Genomic DNA, 20932 nt, shown 5'->3' with positions numbered 1-20932 from the left:
GCTCACTTCCCCGCGGCCTCGAATGTGACCTGGGTCTCGAAGGCGGCACGCCTCGTGGCCCGGTGCAGCGCCTTCAGGACCGGGCGGCCGAGCAGCAGACAGAGGGCGGCGGTGACGGCGGCGCGCATGAAGTCCCAGCCGAGGGACGTCGCCACGTAATAGGCGAGGAAGCGCGGCAGGTTCTCGGAGGCCGGCGCCCCGGCGACGTACGAGAGGGACGTCGACTGGCCGGTCACGACGGGCCAGCCCCAGAGGTTCATGACGAAGCCGTACGCGAATCCGGCGAGCGCCCCGTACGCCGCGAGCACCCACAGCTCGGCGCGGCCCCCGGCGCGCGGCAGCAGGCCCGCGCCCATCGTCACCCACCCCATGGTCAGCATCTGGAACGGCATCCACGGCCCGACCCCGCCCGTGAGCAGCGCGGACGCGAACATGGTGAGCGAGCCGAGCGTGAACCCGAAGCCGGGGCCGAGCGCGCGTCCCGCGAGCACCATCAGGAAGAACATCGGCTCGATGCCCGCCGTCCCCGCCCCTAGGGGCCGCAGCGCCGCGCCGACCGCCGCGAGGACGCCGAGCATGGCGACGGCCTTCGGGCCGAGGCCGGTGTCGGCGAGCGTGGCCAGGACCACGGCCAGCATCAGGGGCAGCAGGAGGGCGAAGAGCCAGGGGGCGTCGCCGCTGTGCGCGACGACGTCGGAGCCGGGGTCGGCGAACAGCGGCCACAGGAACGCCATCGCGCCGATCGCGGAGACGAGCGCGACGGCGCAGAGGGAGCGGACGCCGAAGCGGATGGGGGCGGCGGTCATGGTGTGTTCTCCAGCGCGGCGGCGACCTGCGGCACGGTCAGCCATTCCTGCGGGGCGAGGACCTTCGCGACCTGGGGTGCGAACGCGGGCGAGGAGACGACCACTTCGGCCGTCGGGCCGTCCGCGACGACCTCCCCGTCGGCGAGGATCACGACGCGGTGGGCGAGCTCGGCGGCCAGTTCCACGTCGTGGGTGGCCATGACGATCGCGTGGCCCTCGGCGGCGAGGGCGCGGAGGCGGGTGACCAGACGGGACTTGGCCGCGTAGTCGAGGCCGCGGGTGGGCTCGTCGAGGAGAAGCAGCGGAGGGCGGGCGGTCAGCACGATCGCGAGGGCGAGGGTGAGGCGCTGCCCCTCGGAGAGGTCGCGGGGGTGGGTGTCGTCGGGGACACCGGGGAGCAGCTCGGTGACGAGGGCGCGGCAAGTCCCTTCGGGGACGGCGGAGTCGTGGTCGGCGGCGGCGCACTCGGCGGCGACGGTGTCGGCGTAGAGGAGGTCGCGGGGCTCCTGCGGTACGAGTCCGACGCGGCGCATCATCTCGCGGGGCTGCGTGCGGTGGGGCGGGAGCCCGCCGACGCGGACGCTGCCCGAGGTGGGCTCGACGAGCCCGACGAGGGAGGAGAGGAGCGTGGACTTCCCGGCGCCGTTGCGCCCCATGAGGGCGACGGTCTCGCCGGGGGAGACGGTGAGGGTGACGCGCCGCAGGGCTTCGACGCGGTCGCGCCGGACGCCGAGGGAGGTGAGTTCGGCGACGGGGCCGGATGCGGATGCGGTGGGTGCGTCGGTACGCGGCTGGGGGCGACGGCGTCCGAACAGGCCGCGCTTGGGCGGGGCGGGCTCTTCGGTCCGTACGGGGAGAGAGGGGACGGGGGTGTTGTGCGGAGCCTGGACGGGGCGCGTGACCGCCAGCCGCTCACGCAGGGGACCCGCGCTGCGGCGCGCGTCCCGTACCGACAAGGGGAGCGGGTCCCAGTTCACCAGGCGGCCCAGGGCCACCACCGGGGGGTGCACCGGGGAGATCGCCATGATGTCGGCCGGGGTGCCCATCTGCGGCGCGGCTCCGCGGTCGGCGAGGAGGATGACCCGGTCCGCGTACTGGACGACCCGTTCCAGGCGGTGTTCCGCCATCAGGACCGTCGTGCCCAGGTCGTGGACCAGGCGTTGCAGGACCGCGAGGACCTCCTCCGCCGCGCCCGGGTCCAGCGCCGACGTCGGCTCGTCCAGGACCAGCACGCGCGGGTGCGTCGTCAGCACCGAGCCGATCGCGACGCGCTGCTGCTGGCCGCCCGAGAGCGTCGCGATGGGGCGCATCCGCAGGTCGGCCAGGCCCAGCAGGTCCAGGGTCTCCTCTACGCGGCGGCGCATCGTGTCCGGCGGGAGGCCGAGCGACTCCATGCCGTACGCGAGCTCGTCCTCGACCGTGTCCGTGACGAAGTGGGAGAGCGGGTCCTGGCCCACCGTGCCGACCACGTCCGCGAGTTCGCGCGGCTTGTGCGTACGGGTGTCGCGGCCCGCGACCGTCACCCGGCCCGTCAGCGTGCCGCCCGTGAAGTGCGGGACCAGGCCGCAGACCGCGTTGAGGAGGGTTGATTTGCCGACGCCGGACGGTCCGACGAGCAGCGCCAACTCGCCCTCGGGGACGGTCAGTTCGACCCCGGCGAGTGCGGGGGTGTCCGCACCGTCGTAGGTGACCGACACGTTCTCGAAGCGGATCACTTGGCAGACTCCTCGGTGCGGAGAGAGGGCGCGGGCGCTACGAAAGCCGGGAGCAGCCCCACCAGGATCGCCGCCGCCGGCCAGAGCGGCAGCTCCGGGGCGGCCAGCGGGAGGGTCGTGGGGTTGAGGGCGAGGGCCTCGGTGGAGGAGAAGCGGATCATCAGGGCGGCGACCGCGACCCCGGATCCCGCGACCAGCCAGGAGCGCGGCCCCCAGTGGTCGGGGCGGTAGCGGGTGCGGACCGCGCGCCGCCCGCCGAGCCAGAGGCCGCCCATCGCGAGGGCGACGCCGATGAGGAGGAGCGGGAGCCCGTAGAGCCCTCCGGCCGCCGCGAGCAGTCCGTACGTACCGGCGCAGACTCCGAGGAGCCCGGCCAGGGTGAGGGCCGAGGTGGTGCGGCGTACGGCGGCGGGCACGTCCGCCTGCCGCCCGTAACCGCGCGCGTCCATCGCCGCCGCCAGCGCGACCGACCGCTCCAACGCGCCCTCCAGGACCGGGAGTCCGACCTGGAGCAGGGCCTTGACGCCGGTGTCGGGGCGCCCGCGCAGACGGCGGGCGGCGCGCAGCCGCGTCACGTCCGCAACCAGGTTCGGGGCGAAGGTCATCGCCACGACGACCGCGACCCCCGCCTCGTACAGCGCCCCGGGAAGCGACTTGAGCAGCCGCGCCGGATTGGCGAGGGCGTTGGCGGCGCCCACGCAGATGAGGAGCGCGGCGAGCTTCATGGCCTGGTAGACGGAGGCGAGCAGGCCTTCGGCGGTGACTTTCCCGCCCAGCTGGATGCCCTGGAACCAGTCGGGGAGCGGGACTTGGGGCAGCGTGAACAGGATGTGCGTGCCGGGGATCGGCGAGCCGAGGACGACCGTGAAGAGGACGCGGATCCCGAGGACGAGCAGAGCGAGCTTGAGGAAGACGCTGTACGAGCGCGCCCACGGGGCGTCGGTCCGGCGGGCCGCGACGACGTAACCGCTGACCGCCACCAGGAGGAGAAGGAGCAGCGGATTGGTCGTGCGCGAGGCGGCGGTCGCCAGACCCAGCGCCCACAGCCACCAGGCCCCGGCGTGCAGGGCGTTGGAGCGGGTGGCTGCGGGGGCGCGCAGGGAGGTGGGCATCAGCGGCGGTGTCGGCGGCGCATCTGCCAGACGGCGGCTCCGCCGACGACCACGACGACGGCGAGTCCGCCGAGGAGGCCGGCGGAGGGTCCGGAACCGGAGTCCTTGTCGGCGGTGGGCTCGGTGGTGGCGGTCGCGGCGGGGGTCTTCTTGCCGCCGCCGCTCGTCGAGACCTGCTCGGCGCAGCCGCCCTTCGGGTAGCCGGCGATCGCGCAGAGCAGCGCGTTGGCGTCGTAGCGCAGCGGCGGCGCGGCCGCCGCGAGCGCCTCCGCCGTGGTCGCGTCCGTGCCGACCTGCGCGCAGGCGGTACGGGGTGCGGGCGGCGTCTCGCCGCCGGGTGCGTCGGCTGCCGTACCGAAGTCGATGACGAGCGCGACGCGCTTGGCGCCGGACTTGGCCGGGGTCTTCGCGCAGATCGCGGCGAAGTCGGCGGATCCGCGCGGCTGGACGGCGTTGGCGGAGTCCTCGCTGACCGCGAAGCGGAAGCCCACGACGTCGCCGTCGGAGGGGTGCGCGGTGGACGGGCCCTGGGTCGCGTACGTCCAGGAGCTGCCGTCGCGGTCCCAGAACGACCAGTAGCGGTAGCCGGCCGCCTGGGCGGGCCCCGCGCCCAGCACCGCGAGGGCGGCGCCGAGCGCGAGGAGAAGAGCGAGCAGACGGGTTCGCAAGGAGATCAGCCCTGGTTCTTGCGGCCGCGCGCGCTCATCAGGAAGCCGATGCCGACACCGGCGACGAGGCCGATGCCGACGATCCACCAGACGCTGAAGCCACCGGAGTCCTTGTCGTCCTTCTTCGTGTCGGAGGACGAGGCGGCCGCGGTCTGTGGGGCGGGACCGGTCGCGTTGAGCTGCTCGACCAGGTTGGCGCCGCCGAAGTCCTTCGGGTCGGTGCCGGTCGCGTGGGCGGCGAAGATCAGCTGGGCGTACGCGGCCGGGCCCGAGGTCTTCGCCCACGTGGCGGTGTTCTTCTCCAGCCAGGCCAGGGGCGCCTGGGCCTGCGCGGAGAGGCCGTCGGCGGCGAGCGCGGTGACGGCGTCGGCGGTGGTGCCGTAGTCGGGGAGCTTCTCGGAGCCGGGCATCGTGGACTTCAGGTAGCCGGCCTTGCTGAGCTGGCCCGCGAGGTACGCGGAGCCGTTGTGCGCGGCGCCCGCCGGGTCGGTGGCCTTCTCGCAGGCGGTGCCCTGGGGGTCCTTGTCGCCGGCGGACGGGTTGAGCTGCTTGCCGAGAGCGCCGAGGACCGCGCCGGTGGTCGCCTTGGCGTTGGCGTAGAGCTTCCCGGACTTGTCGGGCTGGTACGCGAAGGCGCCCGCGCCGGCGGCGTCGTCGCAGGACACGGAGAGGGAGAGGAGGACGTCCTGCGCCTTGTCCGCGTTCTCGCCCACGGCGGCGAGCGCGCCGGCGACGACGGCGGTGGAGTTGGCGTCGCTGGGGCCGCCCGGGTTGTAGGACCAGCCGCCGTCCTTGCCGGCGACGGACTTCAGCCAGTCGACGCTCTTCTTCACGGTGTCGTCGTGACCGCCGAGCGCGTGCAGCGCCTGGACGGCGGCGGCGGTGGCGTTGGTGTCGAGCATCGTCTTGGCGTCGCAGGCCTTGGCCGGGTCGGCCCGGAAGGAGGCGAAGGCGCCGTTGGCGCACTGCTGGCCGGTGAGCCAGTCGACGGCCTTGGCGGCGGGGGTCACCTTGACGGTGTCCTGGGCGAGGAGCGCGAGCGACTGGCGCCAGACACCGTCGTAGGTCGGGTCGGTCTTCCCGTACAGGCCGGAAGGGATCACCACGGCGGGCGACGCGGAGGCGGACGGTGACGCGTCGTCGGCGAAGGCGGCCGGGGCTGCGGCCGTGCAGAGCACGGCGGTGGCGGCGGCGAGCACTGCGGCGCTGCGGCGAACGGTCATGACGGGGTGGGCCTCTCCTGCGGGGAAGCCGGGACACGGGCCCGCTCGGGCACCGGGGCTCCGGCTCCGCTTACCTCGACGGTGCCGGCCACCGGGGGATCCGGTGACACGAGCCGCTACACGGTCGCGTACAGGGCATTCCGACTTACCAGTGATGGCTTACGGCTGCGGGCCAGCGCCGGATTTGCACCGGCTTTCCCCTGTACGGGTGTGATGACGACGGGCTCACTCTACCGGCCCGTATTCGAGGCGGCGCGGGGGCGGTGGGGGCGCTGCCGGGGCCCCCTCAGCGTCCGGCACGCAGGATGGCGTCCATGTCCTCGTCGGACATCGGCTCGCCGAGATCGAACTCCGGCAGGTCGATGTCACCGATGGCGGCGGCTGACGTGCACTCGAACCAGACCGTCTTGCCGCTGCCGTCCGGCCTCGGCTCCACGCCCCAGTCGTCGGTGACGGCGTCGATCAGCATCAGCCCGCGCCCGCTCTCGGCGAGACTGGATTTGCGCGCTGGGCGGGGCAACTGCGGACAGGCGTCGGAGACCTCGACCCGCACGCCGTCGCCCTGGCGCAGGATGAGCGTGGAGCAGCGGCGGCCGGGGACGTGCCGTACGACGTTGGCGATCAGCTCGGTCAGCGCCAGTTCGGCCGCGTCGGCAAGCTCCGGCAGCCCCCAGCCGGTGAGGTACAGCCGCAGGACGCGCCGCAGATGCCGGGCGGAGTGCTCACTCACGGCGAGCTCCGCGCGATAGCCGGTCTCAACACCCGCCACCTGCGGACCAGTTGTGTGATTCATGGCACCAGCGTGCGACGGGGTGATTACGCTCGGCTACGGAACGAAACGAACGCCGCGAGGTGTTGGAGCCCGGAGGTGCCCGCCGTGGCCAGAGTCCACCCGCTCGACCCCAGCGCGTCCCCACTGGACTACTACGGCTACGAACTCCGCCGCGCCCGCGAGGCCTGCGGCCTCAAGCAGGGCCAACTTGGCGACATCATCTTCTGTACGGGGTCGTTGATCGGCCAGATCGAGACGACGAAGAAGATCCCGACCCGCGACTTCTCGGAGCGACTGGACGCGGCGCTGGGCACGGACGGGCTGTTCTCGCGCCTGATCGGGCTGGTGCTGCGGAGCCAACTCCCGGCGTGGTTCCAGGCGTACGCGGAGATGGAGGCGCGGGCGACGTACATCTCCACGTATCAGGCGCAGTTGGTATACGGGCTGTTGCAGACGGAGGCGTATGCGCGGGCCGTGCTCGGCGTCGAGGCGCCGGAGAAACTCGACGCCCGGTTGGAGGCCCGCATGGACCGCCAACGCGTCCTTGCGTGCGAGGAGCCGCCCGTGGTGTGGGTGATCCTGGACGAGGCGACGCTGTACCGGGAGATCGGGGGCCGCGAGGTGATGCGGAGCCAACTAGCCCGCTTGTTGGAGTTCCGCGACTGGGCATGGGTGAACCTGCAGGTGCTGCCCTTTTCGGTGGGTCAACACAGCGGAATGATGGGCTCGTTCACGATCATGCGCTTCGAGAACGACCCGGACATCCACTACTGCGAGAGCTACGACCAGGGCCATATGACGGCCAACCCGCAAGTGATCAAAGAGCGTTCGGTCGGTTACTCTCGCCTGCAGGCCGAGGCGCTGTCGCCCAGAGACTCGGCGGCACTGATCGCTCGCGTGATGGAGGAACGCTATGGGGACCACCCCTGACCTGACCAACGCACAGTGGCGGAAGTCCTCGTACAGCGGCAGCAGTGGCGGCGAATGCGTCGAGGTGTCCGACACCTGCCCCACCACCGTCCCGGTCCGCGACAGCAAGCGCCCCGACGGCCCCGCCCTCGTCTTCAGCGCCGATGCCTGGCGCGCCTTCGTCGCCGACGTGCAGCAGTAACTCAGCCAGTCTCGGACCCGGCACCACGATCGCGGCGCCGACCGATGCGGGTCCTGGCCGGCAGGGCTGCGGCCTCCGCCGTTCGCCAGAGCGAGATGTAGTCGTTCGCCCCGGAGGTGACGGCGGTGATTGCGGACGGCTGATCGCCCGGGGCGCAGGCGAAGTAGGCCGGCGTACCGGCGTCGATGTCGACGGTCATCGCGGGACTTGAGCACCAGGCGATCGTCAGCCGCAGCTGGTGTGTGCCTGCGGGGACCTGGAGGTTCAGCGTCTGCCCGCGACGGATCCGGCCCGCCGGGACTTCGTCGACCAGCACGGTGTAGCTGCGGAGGAAGTCCCGGTAACCGTCCGGGACCCTGGTCAGCTCGATGGTTCCCTGGCCCGCTGGTACGGGGTCGTTCTCGTCGTCTGTCTGCACGTCGGCCCCCAGCGATCTCAACAACCTTGGCGCGAGAGCCTACGCGGGCCAAGACGGGAGAGGAACGCGGGGCTGCCTGGGCAGGGCCGCATCACATGCCGTCAGCTGCTTCAGGCTTCGTACGGTGGGAGGTCCTGCGCGGCCAACAGTCCTCGAACGGTGCCGAGGGTGATGTTCTCCGACGAGTCGCTGAGCTGATCGACGATGACGCTGCACCCCACCCAGGTGGAGCCGCGCTCCTCGGCCATGCTCTTGACGGATGCGGCCTGGCTGCCGGTCTCGATCCAGTCGTCGACCAGCAGGACACGGTCCCCCGGACCCAACGAGGATCTCTGGAGCCGAAGGGTGTGACGAAGGCGTCGGTAGTCGGGAGCCGACTGACGCACCACTTTGTCGCCGGGGAAGAGACCCTCACCCTTCCGGATGGGAACGAATCCGACACCAAGCTCGACGGCTGCGGCGCCACCCAGGAGGAATCCCCGCGACTCGATCCCACAGACCGCTGTGATCCGCTCGTCCCGGAACGGTTCCACCAGACCAGCCACCACCGCGGCCAGCGCCTTGGCATCCCGGAAGATCGCCCACACGTCCGCGTGCCCACCGATCCACCGGAAGTGTTCAAGTGTCAGGTCACGCGCAGTCGTTGGCATGAGAGCGAGTCTCCTGATCACCACAAAACGCGGCAAACCAATTTCGACGCCCGAACGACAGAGCTGAATCGGCGGCGAGCGATTCCGCCTAGTCTTTGCGACCGGTCGCGGCGATGGTGACGCCGAGTCCGATCATCGCGAGACCACCGGTACCACCCACCACGGCGAGACGGCGCGGTGAGCGGGCGAACCAGGTTCGGGTGGTCGCCGCGGCCAGGCCCCACACACTGTCGGAGGCCACCGCGATGACATTGAAGACCAGGCCGAGCAGCAGCATTTGTGTCGTGACGTGGCCTCGGCCGTGGTCGACGAACTGCGGCAGTACGGCGGCGAAGAACACGATCGTCTTGGGGTTGGCCACACCGACGGCGAACCCCTCCCACAAGGTGCGCAGGCTGCCGTGCGTCGGGCCGTCGCCGGTGAACGCGGTGTGCAGTGCCCCTCGTTGCCGTACCGCCTTGATCCCGAGGTACACCAGATACGCGGCGCCCGCGAGCTTCAGCACCGTGAAGACGAGGACCGATCGCTCCACCACGGCCCCCACCCCCAGCGCCACGGCCACGACGAGCACGTACGCGCCGAGCGTGTTCCCGGCGACCGTGGTCAGCGCGGCGCGGCGTCCCTGTGACAGGGCTCGCCCGATCACGAACAGCACGCTGGGTCCGGGTATCACGATCAGCAGGAACGACATGGCCGCGAAGGCCAGCAGGCGGTCGGTGGAAACCATGAACTCATGTAAGCACGACGGCTGTTCATGCGCCCACAGTGCCGCCGCCGGTCCCTAGTGGTGCCAGGCCCGGCCGCCCGTGTTGTGGATGAAGCGCTGGAGCACCTTGAGCGTGGCGCGGTACTCGTTGTCGGAGATGCCGGCGTGGCGTTCCGCCTGGAGTTCGCCCTGGAGGGTGGCGGCCTTCTCGTAGAGGGCCCGGCCCTCGGGGGTGAGGTGCAGGTGCTGCTGTGCGTCGGGGGCCTGGGTGATCCAGCCCTGGGTCACCGTGCTGTCGATCTCCGCGCCAATGCCGTCCTCGCCCGTGTCGAGGTAGCCCTTGAGGATCCGGGCCACCTCGGTACGGGACTTCGGGCCCTCGGCGGCCTGGCGGAGGACCCACCACTGGGGCTGGGTGAGTCCGATCTCGGCGAGGGCACCCCTGGTGCGGGTGACGACGGCGTTGTACGCGGCCCAACTCCAGTACCCGATCGGCTGCTTGATGATCTCGGCGTCGCTGTGCGAGTACTCCATGACGGGCTGCCCCCTTCGGATGCCGGACCGTTCCGGCGACACGTCCGAAGCTAGATCCTCAACTGGACTTGAGGTAAAGGCCGGGTGTTGACCCGCGGGTTCCGGCGCGCGCATGTGCCACCGCCAGGACCGCCATCGCGGCCGTGGCCGCCGCCGCGATGGCGAAGCCCGCGTGGGCTCCATGGGCGTCCACCGCGCGGCCCGAAAGCGCTGCCGCGCCCGCCGAACCCGCCGCGCTCGCCGACGCCAGCCAGGCGAACGCCTGGGTGAGGGCCGCCCGGTGTACGGACGTAGTCGTGAGCGTCGAGGAGAGCACCAGGATCGGGGGGATGGTCAGGCCGGTGACCGCTAGTGCGGCGGCCAAGGTCGGTACCGAGTCGGCTACGAGCAGGGGCAGTGTGCTCAGCGTCAATCCTGTTGTCACTAGCGCCAGTTGGCGCTGAGGTGTCGCGCGCCAGCGGCGCAGTCCGTACAGCCAGCCGGCCAGCAGGCTCGCGCAGTTCGATACGGCGTAGAGCGGTGCTGCCGTGTCCGGTGCTCCGAGTTCCACCGCGAACGCCGTCACCGACACCTGCATCGCGCCGAAGTACACGCCCAGGGTGAGATTCACGCCGACCAGCACCGCGAAACCCGGCCGCAGCAGCGAGCGGCCCGCGTGCTTGCGCTCGGCGGCGCCCGAAGTCGCCGGCGCTGTACGGCGCTGCGCCGCGAATGCCAGGCCGCCGCCGACCACCAAAGCTGTGGCCAGGACCATACCGTACGCCGGGTCGCTGCTCGACCCGACCGCCGTGACCAGCGCCGGGCCCGTCAAGTAGCAGAGGCCGTTGGCCAGCGACTCCAGGGCGAAGGCCGTGGGCAGCGATGCCGCCCGGTCGCCGCTCAGCAGCGCCGACCAGCGGGCCGCCGACAGCGCGCCCAGCTGTGGGATCGTGGCGCCCGCCAGCGCCCCGGCCACCGTCATCAGCCAATGGGGATTGTCGTTTTCGACCGGGGCCAGCAGTGTCCCCACAGCCGTTGCATGTGCCAGGAGGATCAGGGGCAGTACGCGGGTCTGGCTGAAGCGGTCGAAGAGGCGGGCCAGTTGAGGCCCGACCACCGCCTCGGCCACGGCGAACGCGCCGGTCACCAGGCCGGCCACGGCGTACGAACCGGTCCGGCCGTGCACCAGCCAGATGATGCCCAGGCTGGACATGGCGATGCCCGTACGGGCAACGGTCGCGGTGAGGAAGAAGGCTGCGGCCCCAGGGGTCCGGAGCAGGGTGCGGTAGGTCGCCGACGGCACGGCGCGTCCCTTTCGCTGCCCGGCGGGGCGGACCACCCGGGGCCGTCGGCGTCCTGATGTGCCGACCCGTGGTCATCGCCTGGAACCGTCCAGTGCTGGCGTGGAACAGGGACGCGCGCCCCACGCCGACTCCGTCACCGGGCAGAAGTCTCTTGAGTAAGTGAGACCGAGCCTAGGCCATCACGCTAGCGAAGCGCCCCGCGCATCACGAAAGCAACAACCGTCCCCCCGTGCGGACTTGGCCCGACCGACCACTCGTACGCCAGCGCGTCCACCAGCAGTAGCCCCCGCCCGTGCTCGTCGTCCTGTCGCGGCTTGACCAGTTGTACGGGTCCGGGCAGGCCCGGGTTGTGCACCTCGACCCGTAGGGCGTCGGACGTCCGGTGCCATTCGACGCGCACCAGCCAGGGCTCCTCCGCGCAGCCGTGGGCGATCGCGTTCGTCACCAACTCCGAGAGCATCAGCACGCATTCGTCGACGCGGCCGACCAGGTCGAGCCGTATCGCCGACACCAGGAACTCGCGGCGGGCGGTCGCCACCGACGCGGGGTCCGCCGGCAGTGTCATGAGGCCCAGCAACGTGTGGCCGTCGGCGGGCGTGCCGGCTTCCGGATCCTGCAATTCCTGCCTCCTCGCGAAGACATCTCTCATCAGTCCAAGTGAAGCGATACATCTCTAGAGATGTCAATCGAATGCGAGGATCTGACCAGCAGTTCGACCCATGTGCAGGAGGCCTAGGGTGTCTCCGGAGAGGATCGGAGGGTGACAGTGGGAGCGGGGCAGGGAGAGGCCGGGGGCCGCAAGTACCAGCGCATCGCGGACGAGCTGAAGACCGCGATTTCCGCGGGCGAGTACGGGCCCGGGGACCGGCTGCCCGGGGAGAACGACCTGATGGCCGTCCACGGCGTCGCCCGGATGACGGTCCGCCAGGCGCTGGCCGTGCTGCAGGGCGAGGGCATCGCCGAGGCCCGCAAGGGCGCCGGCGTCTTCGTACGCGGATTCCGTCCGCTCCGGCGCCGGGGCATCCAGCGGCTCGCGGCCGAGCAGTGGGGCGCGGGGCGGTCCGTGTGGTCCGCCGATGTCGGGGAGGAGCGTGAACTCGTCGTCGACCAGGTCTCGGTGGCGGAAGAGCCCGTCGACGCACGGATCGCCCACGTCCTCGGCGTCGAAGCGGGAGCCCTCGTCTGGGTGCGCCGCCGCCGGTACGCGCTCGACGGGAAGCCCGTGATGCTGGCGGCTTCGCATCTGCCCGCCGGGCTGGTTGCCGGATCGGCTGTGACGCGACCTGACCCGGGCAGCGGCGGCATCTATGCCCGGCTCGCCGAACTCGGCCACGCGCCCGTCCACTTCCGCGAGGAGCTCCGCTCCCGCATGCCGACCCCCGCCGAGGCCAAGGACCTCGAACTCCCCAGCGGCACCCCGGTGATCCTCGTGAGCCGTACGGCCTTCGCGGCGGGCGGGGGAGCGGTGGAGGCCAACGAGATGGTCCTCGACTCCGCTTCGTACATCCTGGAGTACGACTTCGAGGCCTGACGAGGCAGGGCACGCGCCCGCCTGTGACGCTCGCCATGCCTGGGCCGCTTCCGGAACCGGAGCCCGGCGGCGCGGTGTGTTCTGCCTTGGCCGGACAACGGCGTGCGGCACAGGACACGGGGGCGGACATGGACATGCAGCAGTGGCGGGACGGTCGTAAGACCGCCGAGGATGCGACCGAAGCGGTGCGGGAGGCTTTCGATGCGCTGGGTGTTCCGGAATTCGTGTGCGGGCAGCTCCGGCCCTGGGTCACCCATACCGGGAAGCCGTACGTAAATCTGGGGATGGTCCCCGCGGAGTACGCCGAGCGGCTCGCCGAAGCGTTACGGCTGCGGGCCGCGCGCTGACGGGATGGAGGCGGTGGCCGCCGAGCGCTGCGGCCACCGCCCCTCGTCCCCGGTCAGCCCGACGAAGGCACCGTGTCCTCGAAGTGCGTTCCCGCCGCCCTGTACGCCGCGATCTTCGCGTTGACCTGGGCCGGGGTCAGGACCTGGTCCTTCACGTGGAGGACGTAGTCGACCTGCTGGTCGTACGCGCGCGGCGTCGTCGACGACTGGCCGCCGAAGTCGATCAGCCACTGGTTGAAGTTGATCGACATCGGCGCCTCGGGCAGGTACTGGGCGTCGTGCTGCCCGAACTGCGCGCCGTCGATGTAGTACGTGATGTGCGCGTCGTCGATCGTCACCACCAGGTCGTGCCAGCCCGCGAACGACTGCCGCGACTCCGAGTGCTGGTTGACCGCCTGCCAGGGGTCCGGGTTGTACGTCTCCCACGACGTTGTGTAGAGGATGTTCGACGGCTCGCCCCAGCCTCCGTTGGGGAGGTACTCGAAGTCGTACTCCGCGTAGTCGTCCGCCATCGGGGCCTTGAGCTGGTTGATCGTGAAGAACGTCTGGACCAGGTGGTCGCCGTCCGGGCCCGTCGCCTTCGGGGCGTCCGCGAACTTCACGCGCGCCGCGTACGTCCCGTTCTTGAACTTCATTGATTTCGTGAGGACTTCGGTCTGCTTCGTCGACTCGCCCGTGCCTGCCGTGGACGTTTCGAGGTTCATCACCGAGTTGCCGCTCTGCGTGGCGAAGGTGACGTTCTGCGGGGCCCATGTCGCGCCCGAGACGCCCGGACCGCCGGAGTTCGAGCGGACGCTCCAGCCGTGGGCGTCGATCGAAGGGTCGTTGTACGACGTGTAGTTGAAGTCGTCGAAGAGCGCCGTTCCGCCGCCGGGGGGCGGTGTCGTCGGCGGGTCGGTGGGCGGGGTCGTCGGGTCGTTGCCCGCCGGGGCCGTGCCCCAGACCGTGGTGCCGGCCACCGTCGCCGTGACCTTCGTCCAATCGCCGTACGCCGTCTGCGCCGCACCGAAGGAGTAGTCGTCGCTCTGGTTGAGCGACGCCCAGTTGGAGCGGTAGAAGCGCAGCTGCATGTCGCCGGTGTCGGCGCCCGCCGCGAGCGATCCCGCGCCCGACGTGAAGCCGATCTCCAGGTAACGGTCCGCGGTGGCCGTGGGGTTGGCGAGTGTGCCGAAGGTTCCGGTGATGTTCGCGCAGCCCTTCACCGCCCAGGAACACGCGAAGGTGTACGAGGCGCCGGCGTCGGCCTTGAAGTAGTACCGGATCTTGACCTGGCTCAGGGCCACGCTGCCGCTGCCCGAGTTGACCACCTTGAACCAGGGCTCGGCCTGGTCCGAACCGGTGGAACTCTGCCGGTACTGGATCTTCACGGGCTGCGCCGCCGCGTTCGCGGGCAGTGCGGTGAGCGCGGCCAGGCAGAGGCCGGTCACGGTGGCGGCACCGACGGCTGCGCGCATCAGGGGTCTCTTCATCATCTGGCGGGTCCTCTCCGAGTGGGGGTGTTGCGGAGGGTGTGCGTAGGGCAGTGCGGATCGTCCGTACCTGACCAATTGGCAAGCTGACCAGTTGACGCTGGCAAGAAGGTGGCATAGACCACTTGGGGCGTCAAGTGCCTGAGTAATAGGGGTTGTTGTTGTCGTTCGCCGCTAGGATGGCGGCCACGCATATGACCAGTGGTAATGGAGGCAACGCATGGATGGCGGTTCCTCGGGCGCTGTACTGAAGCGCGAACGGGTCCGCGAGCACCTGCTCGGACTGATCGAGACGTGCCGTCCCGGCGACGCCATTCCCTCGGAGCGGACGCTGTGCGCGGCACTGGGCGTCTCGCGGCCCACGCTGCGTGCCGCCGTCGACGAGCTGGTGGCCACCGGGCAGTTGGTACGTCAGCACGGGCGCGGGATGTTCGTCGCGCCCGCGAAGATCACGCAGGAGCTGGTCTCGGACGACGCGACGGTCGCGGTCCCGCTGGCGAACGGGCACTGGTCCAGCAGGCTGCTGGAGTTCTCCACGGTGCAGGCGGGCGCCCGCATCGGGCGCAGGCTCCGGATGTCACCCGCCGACGAGCTGGTCTACATCGCACGGCTGCGACTGGTCGACGAGGCCCCGATGGCGATCGAGCATCTGCACATCCCGGCCCGGCTGGTGCCCGGGCTGAGCGCCCAGGAGCTGGAGGCCGGTGATCTGTACGTCCATCTGCGCGAGCAGCACGGGGTGTTCGTGCACGAGGCGGTGCAGTCGATCGAGCCGACGGTGGTGAACGAGGCGGAGGCCGCCGTACTGGAGGTGCCGGTGCTTTCGCCGGCGCTGCTGATCGAGCGGTTGACCACGGACCGGTCGGGCCAACCCGTCGAGTACGTGCACTCGGTGTACCGGGGGGACCGGTATCGCATCGTCTCCCGGCTGGCCCTGGGGACGTCGGTCGCGCAGGGCGCCCGGTCGCGGGGGCACCACCCGGGGATCCCGCCGGGGGACTTCGCGCACGGCGACATCATCACGTCGTCGACCACGGGGGATGTGCAGGGGCCGACCTGAGGAGTCAGAGCCTCAATCCCGCCGCCAGCAGCCCCAGTTGCGTGTCGTACAGCGCCGAGAGGTTCTCCTGACCGTCCCCCTCGACCCAGTGGCGTATCACCGCCGACGACACCGCGATGATCGCCGCCGCCGCGCAGCGGATCTCCAGGTCCGACTCCGGGCGGCCCGTGCGGTCGGCGATCATCGCCGCCACCTCTGCCTCGCTCCGTACCAGCTCGTCCATCGAACGGGCCCTGATCGCCGGGTCGTTGTAAGTCAGCCGCGTACGGATCATGAGCTCCTCGCGGTCGTGCTGCAGGAGCTCGCCCACCGAGTCGGTCAGTGCCTGGCGGATCGACTCGATGACCGGTTCGTCGGCGGGGCGGGCGCGCAGGGCCTCCGCCATCGCCGGGTTGTAGTCGTCGTCCAGGACCACGTCCTCCTTGGTCGGGAAGTACCGGAAGAACGTGCTGGGGGAGACCTCGGCCGCATCCGCGATCTGGTCCACCGTCGTCGCCTCGTAACCCTGTTCGGCGAAGAGGCGGAAGGCCTCGCGGCGGATCGTCCGCAGCGTCTTCAGCTTCTTGCGCTCGCGCAGGGACAAAGGTGCGGACACGGCCGGGGTCTCCTTGGGGCTCATGCCAGTGATTCTGCAGGTACGGGCGTCGTCGCGGCCACCGGCTGCGCTGTAGTGCTGCCCGGCACGAACCGCGCCGCGAGCAGGGCCGCCAGTACGGAGATCGCGCCGCACGCCAGCATCACCAGGTTCATGCCGTGCGTGAAGGCCACATGGGCGGAGGCCAGCAGCTCCGGGTTGTGGAGCTGCGCCGCCACCGCGTCCGCCCCCGATACGGAGTCCCGCGCCGCGCCCGCCGCCTCCGAGGGGACCCCGGTGAGCGTGAGGCGCGCCAAGTAGCCCGCACTGAGCAGAGATCCGAGGCCCGCCACACCCAGCACCCCGCCGACCTGCTGCACCGTCTCCAGGAGACTGGTCCCCTGTCCCGCCGCGTCGGCCGGGAGCGAGCCCATCGCCAGGCTGGTGGCCGGCACGACCGCCGTACCGAAGCCGAGCCCGGTGAGGGCCAGCCAGAGCGCGGTGAAGCCGTACCCGTCGGTGGCTGTCGTCGTGGCGCCGAGGAAGGCGCCTGCTGCGAGGAGCAGCAGGCCCGCCGTGATCACCTTGCGGGCGCCGAGCTTCGGGACCAGTGCCTCGCTGAGCGTCGCCGCCGCCATCAGGCCGCCGATCAGGGGGAGTACGCGCAGGCCTGTGCCGAGTGCGTCATTGCCGAGGACCGCTTCGAGGTACTGCGGGACGACGAACAGGATCCCCATCACCGCGAAGTTCACGAAGACGGCGAGGAGCGTGCCCCAGAGGAACGCGCGGCTCCGGAAGAGGGTGAGGTCGACCAGCGGGTGGGCGGTCTTCCGCTGGCGGCGTACGAACGCGGTCAGCAGCGCGAACCCCGCCACCAGCGTGGCCAGGACGAACGGGCTCGTCCAGCCCTCGGTGGGGATGCGGATCGTTCCGTAGACGAGCGCGGTGATGCCCAGTGCGCTCAGTGCGGTGCCGAGCAGATCGAACGGGGCCTTCGTCGTGGGGAGTTGGATGCGGGTACGGGACCGGTCGCTCGGGAGCAGCCAGAGTGCGGCGGTCAGGGCGAGGGCGACGACCGGGACGTTGAAGAGGAAGACCGAGCCCCACCAGAAGTGGTTGAGCAGCCAGCCGCCGACGACCGGGCCGACCGGCATGCCGAGCGCGGTGGCGGCGGTCCAGACGGCGACCGCCTTGGGGAGTTCGGACTTGGCGAAGACGCGCGGCAGGATCGCCATCGACAGCGGCATGATCATCGCGGCGCCGAGGCCGAGGACCGCCCGGACCGCGATGACCGCGGCGGTCGAGCTCACGAGTGCGCCGGCCAGTGAGGCGAGGCCGAAGAGGGTGATGCCGCCGAGGAGCAGGCGTTTGTGTCCGTACCGGTCGCCGAGCAGCCCGGCCGGGAGCATCGCAACCGAGAGGGCGAGGAGGTATCCGCCGCCGATCCACTGCAACTGGGCGCTGTCGGCGCCGAGATCGGTGGAGAGTGTCGGTAAGGCGACGTTGATGATCGTGCCGTCGAGTCCCACGATCAGCACGCTCAGGGTGAGCGCGGCGAGCGCGAGCCAGCGGCGTGGGGAGTCGGCGAGTGCGGGGGTGGTGGCGGGGGTTGCCATGGTGGCCTCCGATGGAGTCGGCTGCGAGCATTAGTGACAGTAACTCGCAAAAAGTTGTCGACTGTCAATTGGTTCTCGACTTTCTCTTGGGTGTGAAATGGTGTGCGCCATGGGCGAGTTGGTGGATCGGGTGGACGAGAACGACCGGGTGATCGGGGTCGTCGAGCGCGGCGAGGCGATACGAAACCGCTGGCTGCACCGGGTGGCGACGACCATCTGCCACGATCGGCAGGGGCGGATGCTCATCCATCGGAGGCCCGACGACGACACCCGATTCCCAGGCCTCTACGACGTGATGGCGGGCGGCGCCGTCGACGTCGGCGAGTCCTACGAGGCCGCCGCCGAGCGGGAGTTGGCCGAGGAGATGGGGGTGCGGGCGACTGTCCGGCCCGTCGTGAGGTTCCTGATGGAGGGCGCGATCAGTCCGTACTGGCTCGGTGTGCACGAGACCGTCATCGGCGGCGCGATCGTGGCCGACCCGCGCGAGATCGCCTGGCACGCGTGGCTCACCGAGGCCGAACTGGCGACGGCCCTGCGCGAGTGGACCTTCGTCCCCGACGGGCAGGAGGCGTTCCGGCGGTACCTGGACGCGAAGAAGGCCCCGACCCCGTGAGGGGTGGGACCTTCTTCAACTGCCGTACTGCGTAGCCGAGTTACTGCACGTCGATCGGGCCGTTGTCCGAGCCCGAGTCCCGGCGCTGACCGCCCAGGTAGCGCTGGATGTCGCTGCCCGGCTTCCCCGCGCCGTCCGGGGTGCCCAGGTTCTTGCGTACCGAGTCGAGGATCGTCAGACCCTGGCCGACCAGGCCCGCCGCGATCTCGCCCAGGCCGTCCGCGCCGTTGAGGACGTTGACGTTGGCGCCCTGGAGGCCCGCCGAGGCCTCCTTGACGATCATCGGGAGCTGGTCGATCAGCATCCGGTCCAGGGCCACGCGGTCGTACGAAGCCGCCGCCTCCGCCTGGATCTTCATCCGCTCGGCCTCGGCCACCGCGAGCACCCGGATCCGCTCGGCCTCCGCCTCCGCCGGCTTCACGATCTCCGCGACCAGCTGCTGCTGGCGCAACTCACCGGCGCGCTGCGCCAGTTCGGTCTGCGCTGCGAGGACTTCCTGCTGGGCGTGCGCCTGCGCGAGGGGGCCCGCCTGGGCGGCCTCGGCCTGGGCGCGGTCGACCTCGGCGCTGTACTGGGCCTGCACGATCGACGTCTGGCGGGCGTACTCCGCCTGGTTGCGCGCCGCTACCTGCTGCGCCTCCGCCGAGGCCTGCGTGGCCTGCGCCTGGGCGATCTGGGCCTGGCGCTGGATGGCCGCCTTGTGCGGGGCGGACATCGCGTCGATGTAGCCCGTGTCGCCGTCGTCGATCGACTGAATCTGGAGCGAGTCGACCGTGAGGCCGATCTTCGCCATCTCCGCCTTCGACGTGTCGAGGACCTCCACGGCGAGCTTCTGCCGCTCCGTGACGATCTCCTCGACCGTCATAGAGCCGATGATCGACCGGAGGTGGCCCGCGAAGATCCGCCCCGTCAGGATCGACATCTGGTCCTGGTCGGAGAGGAAACGCTGACCGGCGTTGACGATCGACTCGGTGTCGTTGCCGACCTTGAACGCGATCACGGCGCGGACCGTGAGCGCGATGCCCTGCTTGGTCACACAGGTCTCGGAGACCTCCGCCTCGCACATCGACAGGGTGAGGAACCGGGTCTTGCGGAAGACGGGCAGTACGAACTTCCCGTGGCCCGTCACCACACGGAACGGCGCACCGCCGAGACCCCGCTTGCCGCCCGAGATCAGCATCGCCTCGTCGGGCGCGGGAACGCGATAACCGAACATCCATCTCTCCTTAGCTGGCGTCGCCGGCGGGGTCGGTCAACGCATCCAACTCGTCGAGTGGATCTGTCCACGCGACGACCTCGACCCGGCGCGTCCCGCGGGACTCGACCACAAGGACGTCCGCCCCGGTCGGCAAGGGTTCATCGGACCAGGCGAGAAACGTCTCGGTGCCGCCTCTGACGCACACCACGACCTCGCCCGGACCGGCAGGTCCCCGAGTGCCGACAACCAGCTTCCCCGTACAGCCGATCACAGCCTCGTCCGGCCCCATCTGCGGCCGCCCCCTCGTCGTCCTGGTCTTGAGAATGCCGACCATACGCCTCCCGTGATCTGCGGCCCATCCATGGGTGCGAACCCTGAGGAGAACTTGAGGGAGCGGATTTCAGACGGCGACGTAGGTGACCGGATCACTGCCCGGGACGGCCTCCGCGCGCCCCAGTTTCACCAGCCTGCGCAGGTGCGCCTCGGCCTCGGAGACGGCGATGTTGCGGGAGCCGTACGGGATCTCCGACCAGGGCCTGTTCCACTCCATCCGCTCGGCGATCTGCCAGGTCGTGAGCGGGGTGGCCAGGAGGGTGCGCAGGTCGGTGAGGCGGTCCTCGTGGTGGTCGAGGAGTTCGCGTACGCGGGCGGGGGCGTCGGTGAACGCGTGCTGGTGAGCGGGGAGCACCTCGGCGGGGGCGAGGCGCCCGATGCGCTCCAGGGAGTCGAGGTAGTCGCCCAGGGGGTCGGTGGCGGTGGCGTCGTCGGGGTCCTCGTAGAGGCCGATGTGCGGGGTGATCCCGGGGAGGAGGTGGTCGCCGGAGAAGAGGCGGCCGTTGCCGGGCTTGTGGGCGGGGTGCTCCTCCTCCAGGTGCAGGCATACGTGGCCGGGCGTGTGCCCCGGCGTCCAGATCGCGCGCAGCCGGCGGCCCGCGAGGGGGAGGAGGTCGCCGGGGACGATCTCGCGGTCGGGGACGGCGGCGTCGAGCCCCGGGAGGGTGCGCATCCGGCCGGAGGCGCGGGCCTTGCGGAGGGGGGCGATGTGCTCCTCGGGGGCGCCGGCGGCGACGAGCTTGTCGGCCATGTACGCGTACCAGACGGCGGGTTCGGCGCTACGGGTGCGCTTGACGACGTCGGTGTCGGCGGCGTGCATCGCGATCCAGGCGCCGGAGGCGTCGCGGACCTGGCCGGAGAGGCCGTGGTGGTCGGGGTGGTGGTGGGTGATGACGACGCCGTGGATGTCGGTGACGGCGACGTCGAGGGCGCCGAGTCCGTCGACGAGGGCGTCCCAGGAAGCGGGGTCGTCCCAGCCGGTGTCGATGAGGACGGGGCCGCTGTCGGTGTCGAGGAGGTGCACCAGGGTGTGGCCGAGGGGGTTGTCGGGGATCGGAACCTTCAGGGACCAGACGCCCCCGCCGTGCTCGGTCACCTGGGTCATGGAGTCCTCGGCTTTCTTCGGCGGGGTGGAGCGCGGCCACTATAACTAGAACCAGTTCCATTAGTAGCCCAAGTCTACTGTTGGCGAG

General features: G+C 70.8%; 24 protein-coding genes and 1 riboswitch. Of the genes, 6 read left to right on the top strand and 18 right to left on the bottom strand.

What is annotated here, in order from left to right:
• Positions 1-2: 2 nt before the first annotated feature.
• The 6 genes from OG707_RS10210 to OG707_RS10185 form a co-directional block, all read right to left on the bottom strand.
• Positions 3-851 carry an ECF transporter S component gene (locus OG707_RS10210; RefSeq protein ID WP_443071306.1) on the bottom strand — a complete coding sequence of 283 codons (849 nt, stop codon included), beginning with the start codon at positions 849-851 and terminating at the stop codon, positions 3-5.
• A complete protein-coding gene (locus OG707_RS10205; RefSeq protein ID WP_329116661.1) occupies positions 803-2521 on the bottom strand; it encodes an ABC transporter ATP-binding protein in 1719 nt (572 codons plus the stop codon). The genes OG707_RS10210 and OG707_RS10205 overlap by 49 nt, the downstream gene beginning before the upstream one ends.
• Complete coding sequence (locus OG707_RS10200) at positions 2518-3633, bottom strand: CbiQ family ECF transporter T component (protein ID WP_329116660.1); 1116 nt, start codon at positions 3631-3633, stop codon at positions 2518-2520. The genes OG707_RS10205 and OG707_RS10200 overlap by 4 nt, the downstream gene beginning before the upstream one ends.
• Positions 3633-4301 (bottom strand): SCO2322 family protein, encoded by a 669-nt coding sequence (locus OG707_RS10195; protein ID WP_329116659.1) that lies wholly within the window; start codon positions 4299-4301, stop codon positions 3633-3635. The genes OG707_RS10200 and OG707_RS10195 overlap by 1 nt, the downstream gene beginning before the upstream one ends.
• A 5-nt stretch (positions 4302-4306) precedes the next feature.
• Entirely contained in the window at positions 4307-5524 is a 1218-nt protein-coding gene (locus tag OG707_RS10190; RefSeq protein WP_329116657.1) for a prenyltransferase/squalene oxidase repeat-containing protein, read from the bottom strand.
• Positions 5525-5657: 133 nt separating this feature from the next.
• A riboswitch (cobalamin riboswitch) is annotated at positions 5658-5724 on the bottom strand.
• An 86-nt stretch (positions 5725-5810) separates the two neighbouring features.
• Entirely contained in the window at positions 5811-6317 is a 507-nt protein-coding gene (locus OG707_RS10185) for an ATP-binding protein (protein ID WP_329116655.1), read from the bottom strand.
• Between the two features lie 84 nt (positions 6318-6401).
• On the opposite strand from OG707_RS10185, the gene OG707_RS10180 reads away from it, so the two are divergent.
• Positions 6402-7226, top strand: a complete 825-nt coding sequence (locus tag OG707_RS10180; protein WP_329116653.1) for a helix-turn-helix domain-containing protein — start codon at positions 6402-6404, stop codon at positions 7224-7226.
• Complete coding sequence (locus tag OG707_RS10175) at positions 7210-7407, top strand: DUF397 domain-containing protein (RefSeq protein ID WP_329116651.1); 198 nt, start codon at positions 7210-7212, stop codon at positions 7405-7407. Before OG707_RS10180 ends, OG707_RS10175 begins: the two co-directional genes overlap by 17 nt.
• Position 7408: 1 nt before the next feature.
• On the opposite strand, the gene OG707_RS10170 is transcribed toward OG707_RS10175, so the two are convergent.
• The 6 genes from OG707_RS10170 to OG707_RS10145 form a co-directional block, all read right to left on the bottom strand.
• Entirely contained in the window at positions 7409-7825 is a 417-nt protein-coding gene (locus tag OG707_RS10170; RefSeq protein WP_329116649.1) for a hypothetical protein, read from the bottom strand.
• A gap of 110 nt (positions 7826-7935) precedes the next feature.
• Positions 7936-8475 carry a phosphoribosyltransferase family protein gene (locus tag OG707_RS10165; protein ID WP_329116647.1) on the bottom strand — a complete coding sequence of 180 codons (540 nt, stop codon included), beginning with the start codon at positions 8473-8475 and terminating at the stop codon, positions 7936-7938.
• Positions 8476-8563: 88 nt separating this feature from the next.
• Positions 8564-9202, bottom strand: a complete 639-nt coding sequence (locus tag OG707_RS10160; protein WP_329116645.1) for a LysE family translocator — start codon at positions 9200-9202, stop codon at positions 8564-8566.
• A gap of 54 nt (positions 9203-9256) precedes the next feature.
• Positions 9257-9715: a MarR family winged helix-turn-helix transcriptional regulator gene (locus OG707_RS10155; RefSeq protein ID WP_329116643.1), complete on the bottom strand. Its 459-nt coding sequence runs from the start codon at positions 9713-9715 to the stop codon at positions 9257-9259.
• A 58-nt stretch (positions 9716-9773) separates the two neighbouring features.
• Positions 9774-10997 carry an MFS transporter gene (locus OG707_RS10150; RefSeq protein WP_329116641.1) on the bottom strand — a complete coding sequence of 408 codons (1224 nt, stop codon included), beginning with the start codon at positions 10995-10997 and terminating at the stop codon, positions 9774-9776.
• A 185-nt stretch (positions 10998-11182) separates the two neighbouring features.
• Complete coding sequence (locus OG707_RS10145) at positions 11183-11617, bottom strand: ATP-binding protein (RefSeq protein ID WP_329116640.1); 435 nt, start codon at positions 11615-11617, stop codon at positions 11183-11185.
• Positions 11618-11764: 147 nt separating this feature from the next.
• Between OG707_RS10145 and OG707_RS10140 the strand changes: the two genes are divergently transcribed.
• Together OG707_RS10140 and OG707_RS10135 are read left to right on the top strand one after the other, a co-directional pair.
• Positions 11765-12529, top strand: coding sequence for a GntR family transcriptional regulator (locus OG707_RS10140; protein WP_329127704.1), 765 nt, complete (start codon positions 11765-11767; stop codon positions 12527-12529).
• A gap of 128 nt (positions 12530-12657) precedes the next feature.
• Positions 12658-12876: a hypothetical protein gene (locus OG707_RS10135; protein WP_329116639.1), complete on the top strand. Its 219-nt coding sequence runs from the start codon at positions 12658-12660 to the stop codon at positions 12874-12876.
• 53 nt (positions 12877-12929) lie between these two features.
• Here the strand turns inward: OG707_RS10135 and OG707_RS10130 are convergent, their stop codons facing one another.
• Positions 12930-14348, bottom strand: coding sequence for a cellulose binding domain-containing protein (locus tag OG707_RS10130; RefSeq protein WP_443071305.1), 1419 nt, complete (start codon positions 14346-14348; stop codon positions 12930-12932).
• Between the two features lie 217 nt (positions 14349-14565).
• Between OG707_RS10130 and OG707_RS10125 the strand changes: the two genes are divergently transcribed.
• The gene (locus OG707_RS10125) at positions 14566-15405 is read left to right on the top strand and encodes a GntR family transcriptional regulator (protein WP_329116637.1); all 840 of its coding nucleotides are present in this window, start codon (positions 14566-14568) and stop codon (positions 15403-15405) included.
• A 4-nt stretch (positions 15406-15409) separates the two neighbouring features.
• Here the strand turns inward: OG707_RS10125 and OG707_RS10120 are convergent, their stop codons facing one another.
• Both OG707_RS10120 and OG707_RS10115 read right to left on the bottom strand, forming a co-directional pair.
• Positions 15410-16024, bottom strand: a complete 615-nt coding sequence (locus tag OG707_RS10120) for an acyl-CoA-like ligand-binding transcription factor (RefSeq protein ID WP_329116635.1) — start codon at positions 16022-16024, stop codon at positions 15410-15412.
• Positions 16021-17595, bottom strand: a complete 1575-nt coding sequence (locus OG707_RS10115) for a DHA2 family efflux MFS transporter permease subunit (protein ID WP_329116634.1) — start codon at positions 17593-17595, stop codon at positions 16021-16023. Before OG707_RS10115 ends, OG707_RS10120 begins: the two co-directional genes overlap by 4 nt.
• A 109-nt stretch (positions 17596-17704) precedes the next feature.
• Between OG707_RS10115 and OG707_RS10110 the strand changes: the two genes are divergently transcribed.
• The gene (locus OG707_RS10110; RefSeq protein WP_329116631.1) at positions 17705-18208 is read left to right on the top strand and encodes an NUDIX hydrolase; all 504 of its coding nucleotides are present in this window, start codon (positions 17705-17707) and stop codon (positions 18206-18208) included.
• 40 nt (positions 18209-18248) lie between these two features.
• Here the strand turns inward: OG707_RS10110 and OG707_RS10105 are convergent, their stop codons facing one another.
• From OG707_RS10105 to OG707_RS10095, 3 genes are all read right to left on the bottom strand, one after another.
• The gene (locus OG707_RS10105) at positions 18249-19424 is read right to left on the bottom strand and encodes a flotillin family protein (protein WP_329116630.1); all 1176 of its coding nucleotides are present in this window, start codon (positions 19422-19424) and stop codon (positions 18249-18251) included.
• Positions 19425-19434: 10 nt separating this feature from the next.
• Entirely contained in the window at positions 19435-19695 is a 261-nt protein-coding gene (locus OG707_RS10100; protein ID WP_329127700.1) for a hypothetical protein, read from the bottom strand.
• 111 nt (positions 19696-19806) lie between these two features.
• A complete protein-coding gene (locus tag OG707_RS10095) occupies positions 19807-20844 on the bottom strand; it encodes an MBL fold metallo-hydrolase (RefSeq protein ID WP_329116628.1) in 1038 nt (345 codons plus the stop codon).
• Positions 20845-20932: the final 88 nt, after the last annotated feature.

Source organism: Streptomyces sp. NBC_01465, from assembly GCF_036227325.1.
GTDB lineage: Bacteria > Actinomycetota > Actinomycetes > Streptomycetales > Streptomycetaceae > Streptomyces.
This window is presented reverse-complemented; position numbering and strand designations above follow the sequence as displayed.